Origin of the sequence: Leucobacter luti (genome assembly GCF_050310065.1) — a bacterium.
GTDB classification, from domain to species: Bacteria; Actinomycetota; Actinomycetes; order Actinomycetales; family Microbacteriaceae; genus Leucobacter; species Leucobacter luti_B.
In genome coordinates this window covers 429959-448524 of sequence record NZ_CP190007.1, presented here as the reverse complement: position 1 = coordinate 448524, position 18566 = coordinate 429959, and the positions used below count along the sequence as shown (strand labels likewise).

General features: G+C 71.5%; 17 protein-coding genes. 12 read left to right on the top strand and 5 right to left on the bottom strand.

Annotated elements, in window-relative coordinates:
• Nucleotides 1-60 precede the first annotated feature (60 nt).
• Nucleotides 61-1002, top strand: a complete 942-nt coding sequence (locus tag ACOPJ3_RS02060) for a sugar ABC transporter substrate-binding protein (RefSeq protein WP_427870168.1) — start codon at nt 61-63, stop codon at nt 1000-1002.
• 276 nt (nt 1003-1278) lie between these two features.
• Nucleotides 1279-2205: an EamA family transporter gene (locus tag ACOPJ3_RS02055; protein WP_427870167.1), complete on the top strand. Its 927-nt coding sequence runs from the start codon at nt 1279-1281 to the stop codon at nt 2203-2205.
• Between the two features lie 158 nt (nt 2206-2363).
• Here ACOPJ3_RS02055 and ACOPJ3_RS02050 read toward each other — a convergent pair whose 3' ends face one another.
• On the bottom strand, nt 2364-3143 hold the full coding sequence (locus tag ACOPJ3_RS02050) for a GntR family transcriptional regulator (protein WP_427870166.1): 780 nt from the start codon (nt 3141-3143) through the stop codon (nt 2364-2366).
• A gap of 179 nt (nt 3144-3322) precedes the next feature.
• On the opposite strand from ACOPJ3_RS02050, the gene ACOPJ3_RS02045 reads away from it, so the two are divergent.
• From ACOPJ3_RS02045 to ACOPJ3_RS02020, 6 genes are read left to right on the top strand one after another with little or no spacing between them, the layout of a single operon-like run.
• Nucleotides 3323-4249, top strand: a complete 927-nt coding sequence (locus ACOPJ3_RS02045) for a phosphate/phosphite/phosphonate ABC transporter substrate-binding protein (RefSeq protein ID WP_427870165.1) — start codon at nt 3323-3325, stop codon at nt 4247-4249.
• Nucleotides 4250-4294: 45 nt separating this feature from the next.
• The gene (gene phnC, locus ACOPJ3_RS02040; protein WP_427870164.1) at nt 4295-5140 is read left to right on the top strand and encodes a phosphonate ABC transporter ATP-binding protein; all 846 of its coding nucleotides are present in this window, start codon (nt 4295-4297) and stop codon (nt 5138-5140) included.
• The gene (locus tag ACOPJ3_RS02035) at nt 5137-6897 is read left to right on the top strand and encodes a PhnE/PtxC family ABC transporter permease (RefSeq protein WP_427870163.1); all 1761 of its coding nucleotides are present in this window, start codon (nt 5137-5139) and stop codon (nt 6895-6897) included. Before phnC ends, ACOPJ3_RS02035 begins: the two co-directional genes overlap by 4 nt.
• The gene (locus ACOPJ3_RS02030) at nt 6894-8111 is read left to right on the top strand and encodes a TIGR03364 family FAD-dependent oxidoreductase (RefSeq protein ID WP_427870162.1); all 1218 of its coding nucleotides are present in this window, start codon (nt 6894-6896) and stop codon (nt 8109-8111) included. Before ACOPJ3_RS02035 ends, ACOPJ3_RS02030 begins: the two co-directional genes overlap by 4 nt.
• Nucleotides 8108-8839, top strand: a complete 732-nt coding sequence (locus ACOPJ3_RS02025) for an HAD family hydrolase (protein ID WP_427870161.1) — start codon at nt 8108-8110, stop codon at nt 8837-8839. The genes ACOPJ3_RS02030 and ACOPJ3_RS02025 overlap by 4 nt, the downstream gene beginning before the upstream one ends.
• Nucleotides 8839-9993 (top strand): zinc-binding dehydrogenase, encoded by a 1155-nt coding sequence (locus ACOPJ3_RS02020; protein ID WP_427870160.1) that lies wholly within the window; start codon nt 8839-8841, stop codon nt 9991-9993. Before ACOPJ3_RS02025 ends, ACOPJ3_RS02020 begins: the two co-directional genes overlap by 1 nt.
• On the opposite strand, the gene ACOPJ3_RS02015 is transcribed toward ACOPJ3_RS02020, so the two are convergent.
• Nucleotides 9909-11483, bottom strand: a complete 1575-nt coding sequence (locus ACOPJ3_RS02015) for a PLP-dependent aminotransferase family protein (protein WP_427870159.1) — start codon at nt 11481-11483, stop codon at nt 9909-9911. The genes ACOPJ3_RS02020 and ACOPJ3_RS02015 overlap by 85 nt on opposite strands.
• A 94-nt stretch (nt 11484-11577) precedes the next feature.
• Here ACOPJ3_RS02015 and ACOPJ3_RS02010 point away from each other — a divergent pair, with 94 nt between their 5' ends.
• The 4 genes from ACOPJ3_RS02010 (at nt 11578) to ACOPJ3_RS01995 (ending at nt 17237) form a co-directional block, all read left to right on the top strand.
• Nucleotides 11578-12894, top strand: a complete 1317-nt coding sequence (locus ACOPJ3_RS02010) for an MFS transporter (protein ID WP_427870158.1) — start codon at nt 11578-11580, stop codon at nt 12892-12894.
• Nucleotides 12895-12902: 8 nt separating this feature from the next.
• Nucleotides 12903-13367, top strand: coding sequence for an N-acetyltransferase family protein (locus tag ACOPJ3_RS02005; protein WP_427870157.1), 465 nt, complete (start codon nt 12903-12905; stop codon nt 13365-13367).
• Between the two features lie 541 nt (nt 13368-13908).
• Nucleotides 13909-15462 (top strand): FMN-binding glutamate synthase family protein, encoded by a 1554-nt coding sequence (locus ACOPJ3_RS02000; RefSeq protein WP_427870156.1) that lies wholly within the window; start codon nt 13909-13911, stop codon nt 15460-15462.
• 38 nt (nt 15463-15500) lie between these two features.
• The gene (locus ACOPJ3_RS01995; protein WP_427870155.1) at nt 15501-17237 is read left to right on the top strand and encodes a thiamine pyrophosphate-dependent enzyme; all 1737 of its coding nucleotides are present in this window, start codon (nt 15501-15503) and stop codon (nt 17235-17237) included.
• An 84-nt stretch (nt 17238-17321) separates the two neighbouring features.
• Here ACOPJ3_RS01995 and ACOPJ3_RS01990 read toward each other — a convergent pair whose 3' ends face one another.
• From ACOPJ3_RS01990 to ACOPJ3_RS01980, 3 genes are read right to left on the bottom strand one after another with little or no spacing between them, the layout of a single operon-like run.
• Nucleotides 17322-17825: a GNAT family N-acetyltransferase gene (locus ACOPJ3_RS01990; protein ID WP_427870154.1), complete on the bottom strand. Its 504-nt coding sequence runs from the start codon at nt 17823-17825 to the stop codon at nt 17322-17324.
• The gene (locus tag ACOPJ3_RS01985) at nt 17813-18160 is read right to left on the bottom strand and encodes a TraR/DksA family transcriptional regulator (protein ID WP_427870153.1); all 348 of its coding nucleotides are present in this window, start codon (nt 18158-18160) and stop codon (nt 17813-17815) included. The genes ACOPJ3_RS01990 and ACOPJ3_RS01985 overlap by 13 nt, the downstream gene beginning before the upstream one ends.
• Nucleotides 18157-18552 carry an MmcQ/YjbR family DNA-binding protein gene (locus tag ACOPJ3_RS01980; protein ID WP_427870152.1) on the bottom strand — a complete coding sequence of 132 codons (396 nt, stop codon included), beginning with the start codon at nt 18550-18552 and terminating at the stop codon, nt 18157-18159. Before ACOPJ3_RS01980 ends, ACOPJ3_RS01985 begins: the two co-directional genes overlap by 4 nt.
• Nucleotides 18553-18566 lie beyond the last annotated feature (14 nt).

The following is an 18566-nucleotide window of genomic DNA, read 5'->3' as shown; positions in this document are numbered from 1 at the left end:
CACACCCGATACTTGTTGAGACGCTCCAGCAGCACCACCATGAAAGGCAAGACAATGAAGTTGACCAGGACTTTCGCAGCCATCGGCCTCGCCGCGGCAGCGTGCCTCGCGCTGAGCTCGTGCGCGAGCGGCGACACCTCGAACGCCGGCTCGGGCGGGGAGGGCGGATCGGGCGACGGGCTCACGATCGCCGTCGTCACCCCCTACCTCGGGAACGCCACCACCAAGGAGGTCATCGACCTCTTCAAGGAGGAGGGCAAGACGCGCGGCTGGGACGTCAGCGTCGAGGACACCGCGGGCGACATGAACAAGCTCAACAGCGCGTTCCAGAACGCCGCCGCCCAGAAGCCCGACGCGATCGTGCTCGGCATGGGCGATCCGACGCAGATCTCGCTCGGCCTGAAGGCCGCGGCCGACGCGGAGGTTCCCGTCTTCGCGATCGACGCGGCCGAGGCCGACGGCATCCTCGCGAACGTGACGAGCGACAACCAGGACCTCGGCGAGCAGAGCGCGAACGCGCTCATCGAGGCCATCGGGGGCGACGGTTCGATCGTGATGCTCACCCACGACCCGCACCCGGGCGTGAAGGCGCGCGCCGAGGGCGCCCGCGAGGTGTTCACGAAGGCCGGGATCACGATCCTCGAGGAGAAGCACATCGAGGTGCCCGGCCCCGTCGACAACGCGCGCAAGGCCGTGCAGGACATCGTCTCGGCGCAGGGCGACAAGCTGAACGGGATCTGGGGCGGCTGGGACGAGCCGGCGCTCGGCGCGACGCAGGCGCTCAACGCCGCGAACGTGACCGACGTGCCCGTCGTCGGGGTCGACGGCCAGGACTTCGCGATCGCCGAGATCGACAAGGGCGGCCCCTTCGTCGCGACCGTGAAGCAGAACTGGCCCGAGATCGCGAAGAAGGTCGCCGACCTCATCGCGGACAACGCGAAGGGCACGAAGCCCGAGCAGACGCAGTTCGAGCTGCCCGGCACGCTCTACACGAAGAAGTAGCGGCACCCGCACGCGAGAATCGGCCCGTCGGCCGCGGAATGGTTCCCTGTTCTGCGACTTCCGGGCCGATTCTTCGTTCCACGGGGTCGACCGGGCGCGTGCCGGCGGGGTAGCATGGTCGGCGATAGCGACTAGGGTTCCGGGGCCTCGCGGAGGTGCGGCCCGACTGGTCCGAGCGTCGCCACGGGGGATCCCGCGATCCCGCGTCATCTGACAGGACAAAAGCCCGGAGGAACCGCGCTCGCCTGCCCGAAACCGGCGAGCAGAAGGTTCCCCGTGTCGCTCACTGCTTTCCTCCTCGTCCTCGCAGCCGCCTTCGCCCACGCCGGCTGGAACATCATCGCCCACGGTTCGAGCCGCACGGGCCTGCCGTTCCTGTGGTGGGGCTCCGTCTTCAGCGTGCTGCTCTGGGTGGGCGCGATCCCGTTCACGGGCGGGATCGGCGCCTCCGACTGGGGCGGACTCGCGCTCGGGATCGGGGTGTCGGCGATCCTGCACGTCGGCTACATGCTGCTGCTGCAGCGCGGCTACGCGAGCGGCGAGCTCTCGACCGTGTACGCGACGGCCCGCGGCACGGGGCCGCTCCTCACCCTCGTCGTCGCGGTCGCGCTGCTCGGCGAGCGGCCGAGCCCGCTCGCGCTCGGCGGGGTGCTCGTGGTGATCGCGGGCGTCGTCGCGATGGGGCTGATCGGACGGCGGCCGGCGGGCGGCGGATCGCCGCGCTCCGGATCGGCAGGCGCGGGATCGTCGCGCACCGGATCCGCCCCCGCCGGGCGGCGCGTCGACCCGGCCATCGCGTTCGGCCTTGCGACGGGGGTCGCGATCGCCGCCTACACCGTGTGGGACACCCACGCGCTGCGCGAGTGGGGTATCTCCCCCGTCGCGTTCATGGTCGGCTGCACGGCGCTCGAGGTGCCGCTCTTCAGCCTCGCCGTGTGGCGCAGGCGGCGCGAGCTCGTGCCGACGTTCCGGGCCAACTGGGGCCGGCTCCTCGCGTTCGGGGTGCTGTCGCCGCTCTCCTACATCCTCGTGCTCACGGCCGTGACGATCGCGCCCGTCTCGCTCGTCGCGCCCGTGCGCGAGGTGAGCGTCGTACTCGTGAGCCTCTTCGGGGCGTTCGTGTTCCACGAGAAACGGCCGGTGCCGCGCGTCATCGCGGCGGTCGTCGTGACGGGAGGGATCGTGCTGCTCGGGATCGGCTAGCGGTTTTCCCTCCGGTTTCTCCTGCGCTCACCCTGAGTTCTGCGTTCAGCTCGACTGCCTGCCCAAAATTTTGCAATTGAACGTGGATCTCCGGCTGAGCGCTGCGGGTCGCGGCGCGGCGCGCACCCCGCGCCTCGCGCACCATCAGGGACCTCCGGCTAGCCCTGGAGCCCGCGCAGGTAGGGGCCGCCGTCGGCCTGCCTGCCGCGGCTCGCCCCGCGGCCGTTGCCGCCGCCCGCCGCCGCGACCGTGAAGCGCACGATGTCGCTGCGGTAGTGGTCGTCCGAGACCTCGGTGACGCGGCCCTCGGCGTCGCGCGCGACGCGGTGCAGGCGCAGGATCGGCGCCCCGACCGGGATCCCGAGCATGCTGCTGTCGAGCTCGTCCGCCGCGATCGCGTCGATCTCGTGCACGACGTCGATGCGCGGGAAGCCGTTCGTCGCGAGGAGCTCCGTGATCGAGAGCGTGTCGAGGTCGTGCTCGAAGAGGATGCGGCCGAGGTCCTCCCGGTAGGCGAGGCGCTCGAACATCGTGGGCCTCCCGTCGAGGAAGCGCAGGCGGAGCACCTCGACCACGTGCTCGCCCTCGGCGATCCCGAACGAGGAGGCGATGCGGGAATCCGCGCGCCGCAGGGAGATCTGCTGCGTGAGCGCGCCCGGCGTCGCCCCGATCGCCTCCGCCCAGCGGGTGAAGGGGATCTCGACGTCGACGGCCTGGCTCGGCTTGCGGGTCGCGACCCTGGCCGCACGGCCCCGGCCCGTCTCGACGAGCCCCTCGGCGCGCAGCGCGGCGAGCGCGTTCCGCACGGGCCCGCGCGAGGTCTGCCACTCCGCGGCGAGCTCGGCCTCCGTCGGCACGCTCTCACCGGGTGCGAGGCGGCCGTCCTGGATCCGGGCGCGCAGGTCCTCGGCAATCTGCAAGTAGACAACTTTGCTCACATAGGCATGTTATCTGTCGCGCCACACCCCCCTCAAGCCCCCAGGAAACCGTCATCAGCTGTTCAACTTAGGCCTTTCCCGGTAAACACCCCCTGAACATTTCTCAGATAGGTATATTTGTGCCCCGATCGGGTGCGAGGGTAGTGGCGGTTCGTATCCCACCCCTTCGAAAGGCAATCATGAACCTTCGTGCGCTCAAGGCCTCCGTGGCCATGGCAGGTATCGCCCTCCTCGGCCTCGGCCTGGCCTCCTGCTCCAGCTCGGCCGACGCCACCGAGTCCTCCGCCAGCGAGACCGGTGCCTTCGCGAGCAACTCGGACACGCTCGTCTTCGGCGTCGTCCCCGACTCGGTCGACACCGAGACCAACTACCAGCCGCTCATGGACTACATCGCCCAGGAGACCGGCAAGAAGGTCGAGTACCACGAGTCGACCAACTACGCGGCGCTCATCGAGGCCGCGATCGCCGGCAAGATCGACGTCGCCTCCTTCTCCGGCTTCACCTACGTCACCGCGACGAACAACGGCGCGGAGCTCACCCCGATCTCCTCGATCGTGACCGAGGAGGGGCAGGAGCCCGGCTACTACTCGGAGGCCATCGTCCCGGTCGACAGCGACATCACCTCGATCGCCGACTTCAAGGGCCACAAGGTGTGCTTCGTCGACCCGTCGTCAACCTCGGGCTACCTCTTCCCGAGCTACAACCTGCTCGAGGCCGGCATCGATCCGCAGAAGGACATCACGCCGGTGTTCGCGGGCAAGCACGACGTCAGCGTGCAGAAGGTCGGCGAGGGCAAGGAGTGCGAGGCCGGCTTCGCCGAGGACAGCGAGGCCGAGAAGTCGGACAAGGTCAAGGTCATCGAGAAGACGATGGTCCCCGGCGCCCCGATCGTGCTCGCGAACGCGCTGCCCGACGACGTGAAGAAGACCCTCACCGAGGCGCTCTCCGAGGTGTCGATCGACGAGATCATCAAGTCCGGCGTGAAGAGCGCAGACACCGACGCGTTCCGCGCGACCTTCTACTCGACCGAGCCGGTCGACGACAAGTACTACGACCAGATCCGCGACATTTGCAAGAAGACCGACGCGGAGCAGTGCAAGGCCTAGCGCCTGCCTGACCGCCGACGTCCCGGATCCCGAGAGGCAGACATCATGACCGCACCGCACACCTCACCCGTGATCGAGATCTCGGATCTCACGAAGCGCTACGGCGAGAGCACGACCGCGCTCAGCGCCGTCGACCTCCGGGTCGACCGGGGCGAGATCGTGGTGCTGCTCGGCCTCTCGGGATCCGGAAAGTCCACCCTACTGCGGCACATCAACGGCCTCGAGACCCCGACCGCCGGCTCGGTCGAGGTGCTCGGCGAGCCCGTGTCGCGGCTCTCCGGCGCGCGCCTGCGGGGCCTCCGCAGCCGCGTCGGCTTCATCTTCCAGCAGTTCGAGCTCGTGGGCGAGCTCACGGTGCTCGAGAACGTGCTGAGCGGCGCGCTCGGCGCGCTCCGCGGCCCGCGGCTCGGGCTCTTCAGCTACCCGGGCGCGCTCAAGCGCAAGGCGCTCGGCCACCTCGACCGGGTCGGCCTGCTCGACCGCGCCTACCAGCGCGCCGACACGCTCTCGGGCGGCCAGCAGCAGCGCGTCGCGATCGCGCGCGCCTTGATGCAGGATCCCGAGGTGCTCCTCGCGGACGAGCCCGTCGCCTCCCTCGACCCCGAGTCGAGCTCGCAGGTCATGGCGCTCATCCGCGAGATCGCCGCGGCCGACGGCCTCACCGTCGTGTGCAGCCTCCACCAGGTCGACCTCGCGATCTCGTGGGCCGACCGGATCGTCGGCCTCCGCCACGGCGCCGTCGTGCTCGACACCCCGGCCGACGGCCTGAGCCGCGCCGAGGTCATGGAGATCTACGGCCGCGTCGCGACCCCGACGGACGAGCTCGAGGCGGTCGACCGCGAGCTCCGCGCCGGCCTGCAGCCCCGCGCGCAGGAGGAGTTCGTCTCGTGAGCGTCGCAACCCCGCCCCGCACTTCGCCCCGCCAGGTCTCGGGCGACACGGGCATCCTCGCCCGCGCGCCCAGGCGCCAGCCGGATCCGCAGCGCATCGCCGCTGGGATCGCGCTCCTCATCCTCGCCGGCCTCGCCGTGTGGGCGCTCGCGCGCGTCAACATCTCGATCCCGAGCATGCTCGAGAGCGGCGCGAACGCTGAGCGCTTCTTCGCCCGCGTCGGCGGGCTGAAGTTCCCCGAGCCGGCCGAGCTGCTGCAGCTCACGGTGCTCACAGTCGGGCTCGTGCTCACGGGCACCGTGCTCGCCGCGCTGCTCTCCGTGCCGGTCGCCTACCTCGCGGCCGCCAACACGACCCCCGGCCCCGGCTGGCGCGCGTTCGCCCGCTTCATCGGGGTCTTTACCCGTGCGCTGCCGGATGTGGTGCTCGCGATGGTGTTCGTGCTGCTCTTCTCCCTCGGTGCACTCCCCGGCATCCTCGCGATCGGGATCCACTCGGTCGGCATGATCTCGAAGCTCTTCGCCGACGCGATCGAGCAGATCGACGAGGGCCCGCGGCTCGCGATCCGCGCGGCGGGCGGCTCCAAGCTGCAGGAGTTCACGGCCGGGATCCTGCCCCAGGTCATGCCCTCCTGGGTCGCGACCGTGCTGCACCGCAACGACATCAACCTGCGCGGCTCCGTCGTGCTCGGCTACGTCGGCGTCGCCGGCCTCGGGCTCGCGATGTCGCACGCCTTCAGCTCGCTGAACTACGGCCTCGGCCTCGGCATCGCCCTCGTGATGTTCGCGCTCTGCGTGCTCATGGAGGTCGTGTCGAGCGCCGTGCGCGTCAGCATGCTGGGCGAGAACGCCGGCCGTGGCGTCTTCGTGCGGCTGTTCTCGCGCGGCCGCTCGCGGCGCGGATCCCGCGGCACCGGCGGCCCCCGTGGCGCCGGCACCGCGCCCGCCGATCCGCGCTTCGCCTCGGTCGACGCCGCGATGCGCCGGCCGTGGACCGCTGGCCGCGTGCGCAACGTCGCCGCGGGCTGGATCGCGCTCGCGGCCGTCGTCGCGGGCGTCGCGGTGAGCGGGATCATCTGGTCCGACTTCCTCACGTTCTGGGAGAAGGTTCCCCCGGTCGCGGCGTCCTTCTGGCCGCCGAACTTCGGCAACTACGGCTTCGCGACGATCTTCGGAGCGATGGTCGAGACGATCCAAATCGCCCTCGCGGCGACGCTCCTCACCTTCGTCGCCTCGGTCGTGATCGGCTCGCTCGCCGCACGCAACGTCGCCCCCAACCCGGCGACGCGCTCCGGCTTCCGGCTGCTGCTCGTCGGCATCCGCGGGGTGCCCGAGCTCATCCTCGCGATCGTGCTCATCGTGATCACGGGGCTCGGGGCGCAGGCCGGCACGATCGCCCTCGCCTTTGGCGGCATCGGGCTCCTCGGCAAGCTCATCGCCGACTCCTTCGAGGAGGTGCCGCGTGGCCCCGAGCGCGCCCTCACGGCCGCCGGCTCCTCGCGCCTCCAGATGTTCTTCGGCGCGACGCTCCCCCAGGGCGCCCAGTCGCTCGTCGGCCACACCTTCTACCTGCTCGACACGAACATCCGCGCCGCCACCCTGCTCGGGATCGTCGGCGGGGGCGGCGTCGGCTACTACCTGCTGAACGCGGGCCAGGGCTCGAACTACCAGCTCGTCGGGTCGATCGTGCTCATGATTCTCGTCACGGTGCTGCTCGTCGAGGGCCTCGCGATGTGGATGCGGAAGGTGCTGAAGTGAGCGCGGCCGGGTCGGGATCCGGATCCGGCGCGGGATCCGGCGCCGCCTTCGACGTCGCCGTCGTCGGCTCGGGCATCGTCGGCCTCGGCGTGGCCTACGCCGCGGTGCGGCGCGGGCTCAGGGTCGTCGTCGTCGAGCGCCGATCCCGCATCACCGGCGCGAGCATCAGGAACTTCGGCCACCTCTGCATCGGCGCCCAGACCGGCGAGGCGCGCGCCTACGGCGACGCGGCGCGCGAGCACTGGCTCCGGCTCGCCCGCGACGCGGGCTTCTGGCTGCGCGAGTCCGGCACCCTCGTCGCCGCGCGCCACGAGGACGAGCTGCGGCTCCTGGCGGCCGCGGCGGAGGGCGGCGGGATCCGGCTCCTCGGCGCCGCCGAGTTCGAGGCGGCGGCCCCCGTCGCCCCTGGCCTCGTCGTGGGCGGCGGCCACATCGCGGCCGACCTGCAGACGAACCCGCGCGAGGCGGGCGCCAGGATCGCCGCCCACCTCGCCGAGCTCGGGGTCGAGTTCCGGATGCGCACCGCCGCGACGGGCTTCGTCGCGGGCGGCGGATCCGCCTCCCCGGCACTCCTCACGAGCTGGGGGCCCATCTCGGCCGACCGCGTGATCCTCGCCGTGAACCACGACCTCGACGAGCTCCTCCCCGAGCTCGCCGAGCGCCGCGGCGTCGAGCGCTGCGCCCTCGACATGCTCCGCGTGCAGGCCGCGCTCCCCCGCCCGCTCGACGCGCCGCTCCTCACCGGCTGGTCGCTCATCCGCTACGGCAGGTTCGCGGGCCTCCCCGAGGCCGCGCCCGTGCGCGAGCGGCTCCACGGCGAGCGCCCCGACCTCGCGGCCATCGACCTCAACCAGATGTACACGCAGCTGCCCGACGGCACGCTGCTCCTCGGCGACACCCACGCGACCGACGCGGCCCCCCTCCCCTTCCAGGCCGAGGACGGCCAGCAGGCGATCCTCGACGAGGCGCGCGCGCTGTTCGGGATCCCCGCGCCCCGCGTGATCGAGCGCTGGCAGGGCGTCTACGCGAAGGCGCCGGGCGAGTTCCTGCTCGAGCACGTCGCCGAGCGCGTCGTCGCGGCGTCGGTCACGACTGGCATCGGCATGACGACGGGTCTCGGGTTCGCGGAGCGCGTCCTCGCGGAGGCGCTCCGCGAAGCTCCCCTCCGCACTGAACCGCAGCACACGCAGGACATAGAACAGGAACACCCATGAACACCGCCCTCAACTCCGCCCTCCCGTCTGCCCTCCCGGCCCCCATCGAGCTCGTCGTCCTCGACATGGCTGGCACGACCGTGCGCGACGACGGGGTCGTCGAGCGCGCGTTCGCGCGGGCGAACGAGCGCACGGGCGTCGCGGCCCGCATGCCGTGGGAGGAGGCGCTCGCCTACGTGCGCGACACGATGGGCCGATCGAAGCTCGACGTCTTCACGTACCTCTCGGGCGGCGACGCCGAGCTCGCGGCGCGGGCGGCCGACGCGTTCGAGGTCGCCTACGCCGAGCTCGTCTCCGAGGACGGGGTCGAGGAGATCCCCGGCGCCGCCGCGCTCATCACCGAGCTCCGCGCGGCGGGCCTGAAAGTGGCGCTGACCACAGGCTTCGCCCCCGCGACCCGCGACGCGATCCTCGACGCCCTCGGCTGGCGCGAGCTCGTCGACGCCGCGCTCTCGCCGGTCGACGCCGGCCGCGGCCGCCCCGCCCCCGACCTCGTGCTCACGGCGCTCATCCGCACGGGCGCGACCGCCGTCGAGAACGTCGCCGTCTTCGGCGACACCGTGAGCGACGTCGCCTCAGGCCGCCGCGCCGGAGCCGGCCTGGTCGGCGCCGTGCTGAGCGGCGCGCACGACCGCGCCGCCCTCGAGGAGGCGGGCGCCGGGGTGATCCTGGACGACATCACGGGGCTGCGCGGGATCCTCCTGCCGCAGACCGCGGCCGCGGTGTGATGCCGCACGCCGCGGGGGGAACTGGTGCGGCGGAAGCTGGTGCGGCGGAGGCTGGTGCGGCGGAGGCTGCCGCGGCCCAGCTCTTCCTCGGGCCGGGCACGCCGCACGCTCCGCGCACCATCCCGCTGCCGGAGACCGCGCCGGGCGAGGCCCTCGTCTCGATCGAGCTGGCGACCGTCTGCGGCTCCGACGTGCACACCGCCCTCGGGCATCGGATCGAACCGACGCCGCTCGTCCTCGGCCACGAGGCCGTCGGCCACGTCACCGCGCTCGGCTCCCCCGCGCCGACGGCGCCGAGCGGGGAGCCGCTCCGGATCGGCGACCGCGTGGTGTGGTCGCTCGCCGTGCGCTGCGGAAGCTGCGACCGCTGCGCGCGAGGGCTCCCGCAGAAGTGCCGGTCGCTGCGGAAGTTCGGGCACGAAACCTTCCGCGAGGAGTGGAAGCTAAGCGGCGGCTTCGCCTCCCACGTGCTACTCCCGGCAGGCACCGCGATCGTGCCGGTGCCCGCGGAACTGCCCGCAGAAGTGCTCGCCCCTGCCGGCTGCGGGGTCGCGACGGCCTGGGCCGGACTGCGAGCCGCGGAGCGCACGCTCCCGCTCGAGGGCGCCACCGTCCTCGTCACCGGCGGGGGCCTCATCGGACTCGCCGCGTGCGCGATGGCCTTCGAGCGCGGCGCAACGGTGACCCTCAGCGATCCGGACCCCGTGCGGCAGCAGCTGGCGCTGCGCTTCGGCGCGGCGACGACGATCGCGCCGGAGGCTCCGGATCCCGCCGCCAGCGCGCGCGAAGCACACGGACCCGCGCGCGAATACGACGTCGTGCTCGACGCGTCAGGGGCGGCCTCCGCCGTCACGGCCGGGCTCGCCGCCCTCGCCGTCGGCGGGGTCGCGGTGTGGGTCGGAAGCGTGTTCCCGGGCCCGCCGGTGCCGGTGGATCCGGAGCGCATCGTGCGCGGCATCGCGACGATCACGGGCGTCCACAACTACGCCCCGCGCGACCTCGAGGAGTCGGTCGCGTTCCTTGCGCGCTGCCGCGGGCGCTTCCCATTCGAGGAACTCGTCGGCGCGCGCTACCCCCTCTCCGAGCTGGACGCCGCGCTCGTGCGTGCCGCCGAGCACCGCGAGGTGCGGGTCGGGGTCGTGCCGCGCGGCTGAATCGCGCCCCAGCGACCCTTCGCCCCGCCCGCACACCCGCCCAGCTCGTCGACGATGGCGGCGAGCGCTGCCTGCAGTTGCAGGTCGGTGGGGGCACCGTAGCCGAACACGATACCGTGACGGAGTCGCGGTGAACCGGGGTGGTAGTAGTCCGTGAGCGGCGCGACCCGGATCGAGCGCCGCGCGAGCGCCCGGACGACCTCGCCACTCGGGGGCCCGGAATCCCAGGTCAGCACCGCGTGCAGACCGCCCTCGACGGCGGCGAGCCGCACACCGGGCGCGAGCGCTTCGAGCGCACGCATCACGAGCCCGCGCCGGTGCGCGTACTCCCGGCCGCGACGGGCGAGGTGCCTCCGCAGGCCGCCCGAGCGCAGATACTCGGCGAGCGCGAGCTGCATCGCGCCCGAGACGGGCTGGCCGAGATCCTCGCGCACCTCGAGCATGCGCGCGCGGAGGCCCGGATCCGGCACCACGACGTAGCCGCAGCGCAGCCACGGCGTGAGCGTCTTCGAATAGCTGCCGATGTGCACGACCCGGCCGGTCGCGTCGAGCGAGGCGACCGCGGGGAGCGCGGGGGCGCCGTGCCGGAACTCGCTGTCGTAGTCGTCCTCGATGAGCACGGCGTCCTCGCGTTCGGCCCACGCGATGAGGGCGAGCCGGTCGGCGACGTGCAGGCGCCCGCCGAGCGGGTACTGGTGGCTCGGGGTGAGGAGCGCAGCCGCGAACGGACCCGGCGCCGCGGCGAGCGCTGCGAGGTCCATCCCGCCGTCGCCGAGCGGGATCGGGACCGCCTCGGCGCCGAGGCGCTCGAGCACTCGGCGCGCGGCCGGGTAGCCGGGATCCTCCGTCGCGATCCTGAGCCGAGGATCCTCTTTGCCCCCGGTCGCGCCGATCCGCCCGCGTGTCCGCTCGGCGAGTCCGTGGACGAGCAGCCCGAGCGCGTCGCTCGTGCCGGCCGTGATCAGGATCTCGTCCGCCGAGCACCGCACCCCCCGGTGAGCCGCGAGGTGCTGCGCGATGAGCTGGCGCAGGGGCGCCTCGCCGGCCGGGCCCGGCGGCACGGGAGGAGCCGGCGTGCGGAGCGCCGCGCGCCAGGCGGCCACCCACTCGCGATCCTCGTGGAAGCGCGCAGCCGGGCTGCCCGGCGAAAGACTGATCTCAGCGGTGTCGCCTGGCTGCGCGGCCTTCTGCCGCGGCCCGGTCGACGGTGCGGGATCCTGGGGCACGACCTTCGCGGCGCCCGGCAGCTCACGCGCGGCGAAGGTCCCGCTCCCAGGCCGTATCTCGACGTACCCCTCGCCCGCGAGGTCCTCGTACGCCGCGACGACTGTTCCACGTGAAACCGCCAGCGACGCGGCGAGCACCCGCGTCGACGGCAGCGGCTCCCCCGCCGCGACCTGGCCCGAAAGGAGCGCCGCCCGCAGCTGCCCGGCGACGTGCTGGCGCGCGCCGGTCCCGGGCGCCCGCTCGATGTCGAGAACCAGGTTCATCGGGGATTCGTGCCGCATGCTCGCCTTTCCGGACCACTCGAATCTTCATTATCCGGCATTCTCTCCCGGCCGGAAAGGCGGGCAGTATGGGCACATGGTCCAGGGAAGCACGGAGGTTCGGCGCGCGCCGGCGAGCCACGCGAGCGTCCCCGTGCTCGCCCCGCTGCTCAGCCTCTTCGTGCTCGGCTGGGGCACCCTCCAGTTCGCGCCGCTGCTCCTCTTCTTCCCCCGCATCGCGCCCATCGGCGACGTCGCGATCCAGGGCATCTTCGTCGTCTACGGCGCGAGCCTCATCCCCATGCTGCTCATCGGCGGATCGCTCTCCGACCGCTTCGGGCGCCCCAGAGTTGTCCTCGCCGCCGTCGCCGTCACGGGACTCTCCTCCGGGCTGCTCATGCTCGCCGGATCCCACCCTGAACTCGTGCTGATCGGGCGCTTCCTTACGGGAATCGGGTGCGGGATCGGCTTCAGCTCGGCGACCGCCTGGGTCACCGGGGCCGTCGCGGGCGCCCGTGGATCACGCCTCGCCATGGTGCTCACCACCGTCGGGATGGGCACGGGGGCGCTCGTCACCGGCTCACTCGCGTGGGCGCTCCTCGCGCTCGGGATCCCGCACCCGGCCGTGTGGGCGATGCTTCCGCACGTCGCGCTCTCGGCGCTTGCGGTCGGGGTGGTGCTGCAGGGGGTGCGCGGCACGCATCCTCGCGGCTCCGCGATCCCGGGCCGCGCGATCCCGGGCACGATCGCGCCGAGCCCCGCCCCGGCCGGGGCCGGCGACGCACGCCTCGGCCTCCGCGACCCGCGCTTCCTGCGCCTCGTGCTGCCGCTCGCCCCGTGGACCCTCATCTGCACGGCCGTTCCGCTCGCGACGCTGCCGAGCGCCGTGCGCCAGGAGGGCGGCATCGATCCCCTGCTCTTCAGTGCATTCCTCACCCCGCTCCCCGCGCTCGGCGGACTCTGCGTGCAGCCGCTCGCCGGCCGCGCGACCGCCTCGCCGCGGCTCCTCGCCCCGCTCGCCCTCGCCCTCGCGATGGCCGGAACCGGGATCGGGATCGCCGCAGTGACCGGGCAGTCGCTCGGGCTGCTCCTCGTGTCCTGCTTCGTGTTCGGACTCGCGCACGGATTCTGCCAGACAACCGGGCTCCGCCTGATCACGGCCATAAGCCCGGCCGGGCAACTCGGCCGCAACACCGCCGTGTTTCAGGCGCTCACCTACGTCGGCTTCTTCGCGCCGTTCCCGATCGCCCTGCTCGCGCAGCACTTCCCGCTACCTGACGTGCTGCTTGGATTACTCGCCCTCGCGGCGCTCACGCTCGTGCTGCTGCTCGCGCTGGGGCGGGCGTCGGCACTGTCATCCCCATCCGCCGCTGCATCCGCACCCGCATCCGCACCCACATACGTACCCCGATAGGAGCTCCCATGCCCGCAACCACCGCAGTGACCGTCCGCCCCGTAGCCCCTGCCGACGAGCAGCGCTGGCGCGAACTCTTCCGCGCCTACCGGGAGTTTTATCACCTCCCGGAGTCGGAGGAGATCGTCTCCCGCGTCTGGGGATGGGTCGCCGATCCCGAGCACGAGGTCGGCAGCCTCGTCGCCGAGGCCGACGGCCGCATCGTCGCGATCGCCGACTTCCGCCGCTTCTCGCGCCCCTCGACCGGAACCGTGGGGATCTGGCTCGACGACCTCTTCACCGACCCCGAGGTGCGCGGCCGCGGCGCGGGGCGCGCGCTCATCGACCGCCTCACCGAGATCGCCGCGGCCGAGGGACGCTCGGTCGTGCGCTGGATCACGGCCGACGACAACGCCCAGGCCCAGGCCCTCTACGACACCCTCGCCACCAAAACCCGCTGGCTCACCTACGACGCGCCCCCGGCGCAGGCGTAGTCGCGGCCGCCGGGCCGCCGGGCCGCCGGTGCGCCGTGTCGCCGCGTCGCCGGTGCCCCGCGTCGCCCCCCTGAGTTGACCCAAAGTGACGCTTTCTGCACTCCAGGAGACACTTTCGGTCAACCCAAGCGGTGGCCCTCCCCTTGAGTTGACCCAAAGTGGCGCTTTCTGCGCTCCAGGGCACACTTTGGGTCAACTCAAGCCGACTCCCGGCCTGCCGGCCTGCTCCCGCGGCCGCCGCCTGGCCGCTCACCCGGCAGCCCCGCGCGTTGAGTTGACCCAAAGTGACGCTTATTGCGCTCCAAGGCATACTTTGGGTCAACTCAACCGCAGCCAACCGCAGCCAACCGCAGCCAGCCGCAACCAACCGCAGCCAAGCGCACCTACCCGCCCTCGACCGAACCCCCCCCCCACCAAGCAACTACTCAGCCAGCGCACATGGCACACATAGCAGCGATATGGGACAGTGGCCATAACCTCATCCGGCCGCGGCGCTGGCACCCCAGTCCGCGTGGATGCGGTGCGAGAAAGGTGGCGAGTGGTGTCAGCGAAGCGGAGTGGTCGAGGACCAGGAGGGGGGCTCCGGATCGCCGCGGGCATCGCCGCGTCGGCGGTCGCCGCGCTCGGCGCCTTTGATCTCGCACAACGAAAGCGCGCGGTGCTGCGAACCTATCCGGTGGTCGGGCACGCGAGGTATCTGCTCCAGAAGATCCGCCCCGAGATTCAGCAGTACTTCATTGAGCGCGACTGGGACGGGCGGCCATTCAACCGCACCACCCGCCAGATGATCGACGACCGCTCTGAAAACGCGAAGTCTGAGGAAGCCTTTGGGTCGCTCAGGGATGTCCAGCGGCCCGGAGCCGAGTGGCTCGTTCACTCGGTCACCCCGCTTGAGCCGCCGGAGACACCGCCGCGAGTCCTCATCGGCGGCCCGGACTGCACCCAACCCTACGAGATGGCCATGCTCAATGTGTCGGCGATGAGCTTCGGCGCGCTCTCGAGCAACGCAATCAGCGCCCTGAACGCGGGCGCGAGGGACGGCGGCTTCGCTCACGACACGGGTGAGGGCGGGATCTCGAAGTACCATCGCCAGGGCGGGGATCTTGTCTGGGAGATTGGCAGCGGCTACTTTGGCGCGCGCACCGAGAGCGGGGATTTCTCCCCGGAACACTTTGCCGATCAGGCCGCGAACCCCCAGGTGAAGTGCGTCTCTCTGAAGCTGAGCCAGGGCGCCAAGCCTGGTCTCGGCGGGGTGCTGCCCGGCGACAAGGTCACTCCCGAAATCGCCGAGGCTCGCGGCGTGCCCGTCGGCGAGAAATGCGTGAGTCCCGCGCGGCACCGCGTCTTCTCGACCCCTCTCGAGCTCATCGAGTTCATTGCGCGCATGCGGGAACTCGCCGGCGGAAAGCCAGCGGGCTTCAAGCTCTGCGCCACCTCGCAACGGGACGTGCTCGCGATCTGTAAGGCAATGATTGAACTCGGCACCGCCCCGGACTTCATCGTTGTCGACGGATCCGAGGGCGGCACCGGAGCGGCCCCCGAGGAGTTCGAGGACAATGTCGGGATGCCGCTCACTCAGGGCCTCATGCTCGTGCACAATGCGCTCGTCGGCACCGGGCTGCGCGACCGGATCAAGCTCGGGGCGGCGGGCAAGATTGCGGCGGGCAGCGACATCGTGAAACGCATGATCCAGGGCGCAGACTACGCGAATGCGGCCCGGCCCATGATGATGGCGCTCGGCTGCATTCAGTCGCTGCGGTGTGCGTCGAACACCTGCCCGACGGGGGTCGCGACACAGGATCCGCGCAGGGCACGCTCACTCGATGTCACCACGAAGACGGTGCGCGTCGCGAACTATCAACGGAATACCGTGACCGAGGCCCTTCGCCTCATGGCCTCAATGGGGGCTCGGGATCGCGAGGACCTTTCCCCGCACATGCTGCGGCGCAATCTCAGCGAGGAGCGCAGCAGCTCGTACGCGGAGCTGTATCGCTGGCTTGAACCCGGGGAACTCCTCTCCTCGCCGCCCGAGTCCTGGGCGCGCGACTGGCGACTCGCGGATCCTGCGCGCTTCGGTCTTGCCGCCGACAGCTGAGGAACGGGATCCGGAGCAGAACGACGAAGGGGGAAACCATGCAGAGAACAGTGTCCGACGACCTCTGGAGCATGCTCGCGCAGGCAGGGGTGAAACGCTGCTACGGGATCGTGGGGGACGCGCTCAATCCCGCGTTCGAGGCGATCGGGCGTCATCCGGAGATCGAGTTTGTCCACGTGCGACACGAGGAGTGGGGCGGGTTCGCGGCCTCGGCCGACGCGAGAGTGAGCGGCGGGATCGTCGCGGTCTGCGGCACGGCCGGACCAGGCGTCACGCACCTCACGAACGCGCTCATCGACGCCCTCCGCGAGCGCGCACGCGTGATCGTGATCGGGGGCGACGTACACACGGACATCATGGACACGGGCGGCCTGCAGGAGGTCAACCCCTACGAATTGTTTCGCCCGGCGGCACACTTCGTCGGCCGAGTGGTCAGCGCGAAACAGGCTCGCGCCGTGTTCACGCAGGCCCTCGACGCCTGCGCCACGATGAGCGGCCCCGCTGTGATCTCCCTGCCGGGCGACATCGCCGGAGCAGCGTCACCGCTCGGGAATGAGCCCGTCTATCGTCCGCTCCCTCAGCCCGCGGTCGGTCCGAGTGCGGGGGACGTCGCGGCGCTCGCGCGCCTCATCAACGCTGCCGAGCGCGTCACGGTGTTCGGCGGCGCGGGCTGCGAGCAGGCGCGCGATCTCGTCGTCGAGCTTGCCGAGCGGATCGCCGCCCCGGTCGGCTTCTCGCTGAAGGGAAAGGCCTTCCTCGAGAGCGGCAACCCGAACGCGGTCGGGATGACGGGGCTCCTGGGATACGGCGGCTGCCACGAGGCGCTGAAGTCCGCCGATCTCGTGCTGCTCCTCGGCACCGATTTCCCGTATCCCGACTTCCTTTCCGTGGGCGAGGCGAAGTTCGTGCAGGTCGATCGGAGGCCCGAGCTGCTCGGAAGGCGTGTCCCGCTCGAGCTCGGGATCGGCGCGAGCCTCGAAGCCCTGCTGCCGGAGCTGCTCCCGCTCCTCGACGAGCGGACGGATCGCGCCCACCTGGATCGTGCGCTCAAGACGACCGCACGATGGGAGAAGAAGCTGCGCGCGTACGTCGATGACGGCGCGGAGCTCTCCCCCATCCGTCCGGAGTTTGTAGCCGCGACCATCAATGAGCTCCTGGATGACGACGCCATTGTCACGATTGACACCGGAACTCCTGTCATCTGGGCTGCACATCACCTCGATTTCCGGGGGCAGCGCACCCATCTGGGCTCCTACTCGTGGGCGTCGATGGCGAACGCCTCGCCCAACGCGTTCGGCGCGTGGAAAGCGGCGCCGGATCGCCAGGTCGTGGCGTTGTGCGGCGACGGCGGCTTCTCCATGCTCGCCTTCTCCGACCTCGTCACCGAGGTCGCTGCGCAGGCGCCGGTGGTGCACGTCATCTTCCACAATGCCCTCCTGGACTTCGTCAACATCGAACAGCAGGAGGCGGGGATGGTTCCGTGGGGGACCGCGCTCGACGAGATCGATTTCGCCCGGGTCGCCGAGGCGTTCGGCGCGACGGGGATCAGATGCGATGATCCGGCAACCCTGAAAGACGATCTTCGCCGCGCCCTTGCGCACCGGGGCGGACCCGTCGTGGTCGACGTGCGGGTCGACCGTTTCGCGCTCGCGGTGCCGCCCGGCGTGCCCGCCAGCACGGCTGCCGGGTTCGTGAAGAGCCTCGTGAAGCAGGCGGTGCACGGTGGATTCACCCGCGTGGTGAAGGAGGGCGTCGACAACGCAAGGCTGGTGTAGCGTGGCGGACGCACGCACGGCGCGCCTGCACTCCTGGCGTGCAGTGGGCACGTCAGAGCGTGAGTCCCCTGCTTCCGGCGGGGATCACCCGAGCGCTCGGGCGTAGAACACCCGGTCGAAGCCGTCCTCCTCCCGCCGCTCCACCTCGACGAAGCCGCGGCGCGGGTAGTAGCTGAGGTTCTCGGTCATCTTCGCGTTCGTGTAGAGGCGCAGCTCGCCGAGGCCGAGCTCGCGCGCCTCCCGCTCGGCGCGTTCGAGCAGGCGGGCGCCGAGGCCGGTGCCCTGCTCCTCGGGCGCGACCGCGATGTTCTCGACGAGCAGGAAGTTTTCCCCCGGCTCCGACACGAGCACCCCGACGAGCGCCGCGCCGCGCCGGGCAACCGTGACGCTGCCGCGCGCGATGAGCTCGGAGTAATCGGCGCCCATCGGCGCGGGCTCGCGCCCGATCCGCTCGACGTACGGCGCATACGCTCGGCGGACCAGGGCCAAGACCTCGCCGGCGTCAGCCGGCACCGCCGGCCCAATCCCGACGCCGGGATCGGCCCCGGCGCCCGCGCCGGCGCCCGCGCCGCCCATCACTTCGTGCATGCCACGCACGCCGCGCGGAACGGGCGCACCTCGAGCTGGCCGAGCGGGATCCGCTCGCCGCACACCTCGCAGACGCCGTAGCTGCCCTCCTCGAGCCTGCGGAACGCCTCGTCGATCGCCCGCGCGTCCTCCCTCGCGGATTCGAGCAGGCCCGTCCGCATCGACCACTGCGCCGAGAGCGTCTCCCCCTCGGGGTCGTGCTCGTCGTCGTCGGACTCGCTGCGGCGAGCGCGCGTCAACTCCGCGAGGTCGGCCTCCCGCTTGGCGACCCGCGCACGGGTGTGCTCGCGCTGCTCCTCGAGTAGTCGCCTGAGTTGCTCGTTCTCGGCCGTCATCCCGGCCCCTCCTTCGCCTGACCGAACGTGCCGGGATCCACCGGCCGTTTCGCCCGCGGCAGCCCCTCGACCACGAGGAGATAGGACTCGGTCACCAGGTCCTCCACGAGCTGCCGCTCGAGCGTTTTGCCCGGATTCAGCGTGATCCAGTGCCGCTTGTTCATGTGGTACCCGGGCGTGATCTGGGGATACGCGCGCCTCAGCACCTCCGAATCCGCGGGCTTCGCCTTCAGGATCACGAGCGGCTCGCCGCGCAGCACGGTGTGGGCCATGAACATCTTGTCGAGGATCCGGTAGACCGCGAACTCGGGCCCGAAGGGAAATGCGAGGTGCGCCCCAGGCAGCTCCTCGACGCGCTCGCGCGACCAGCGCTGCAGCGTGTCATTCGGCATGTTTCTCACCTCCC

Coding starts and splice junctions, on each gene's coding strand:
- ACOPJ3_RS02045 (WP_427870165.1), top strand. CDS start 3,323: ATGAACCTTCGTGCGCTCAAGGCCTCCGTGGCCATGGCAGGTATCGCC.
- phnC (WP_427870164.1), top strand. CDS start 4,295: ATGACCGCACCGCACACCTCACCCGTGATCGAGATCTCGGATCTCACG.
- ACOPJ3_RS02025 (WP_427870161.1), top strand. CDS start 8,108: ATGAACACCGCCCTCAACTCCGCCCTCCCGTCTGCCCTCCCGGCCCCC.
- ACOPJ3_RS02020 (WP_427870160.1), top strand. CDS start 8,839: ATGCCGCACGCCGCGGGGGGAACTGGTGCGGCGGAAGCTGGTGCGGCG.
- ACOPJ3_RS02015 (WP_427870159.1), bottom strand. CDS start 11,483: ATGAACCTGGTTCTCGACATCGAGCGGGCGCCCGGGACCGGCGCGCGC.
- ACOPJ3_RS02010 (WP_427870158.1), top strand. CDS start 11,578: ATGGTCCAGGGAAGCACGGAGGTTCGGCGCGCGCCGGCGAGCCACGCG.
- ACOPJ3_RS02005 (WP_427870157.1), top strand. CDS start 12,903: ATGCCCGCAACCACCGCAGTGACCGTCCGCCCCGTAGCCCCTGCCGAC.
- ACOPJ3_RS01995 (WP_427870155.1), top strand. CDS start 15,501: ATGCAGAGAACAGTGTCCGACGACCTCTGGAGCATGCTCGCGCAGGCA.
- ACOPJ3_RS01990 (WP_427870154.1), bottom strand. CDS start 17,825: ATGCACGAAGTGATGGGCGGCGCGGGCGCCGGCGCGGGCGCCGGGGCC.
- ACOPJ3_RS01985 (WP_427870153.1), bottom strand. CDS start 18,160: ATGACGGCCGAGAACGAGCAACTCAGGCGACTACTCGAGGAGCAGCGC.
- ACOPJ3_RS01980 (WP_427870152.1), bottom strand. CDS start 18,552: ATGCCGAATGACACGCTGCAGCGCTGGTCGCGCGAGCGCGTCGAGGAG.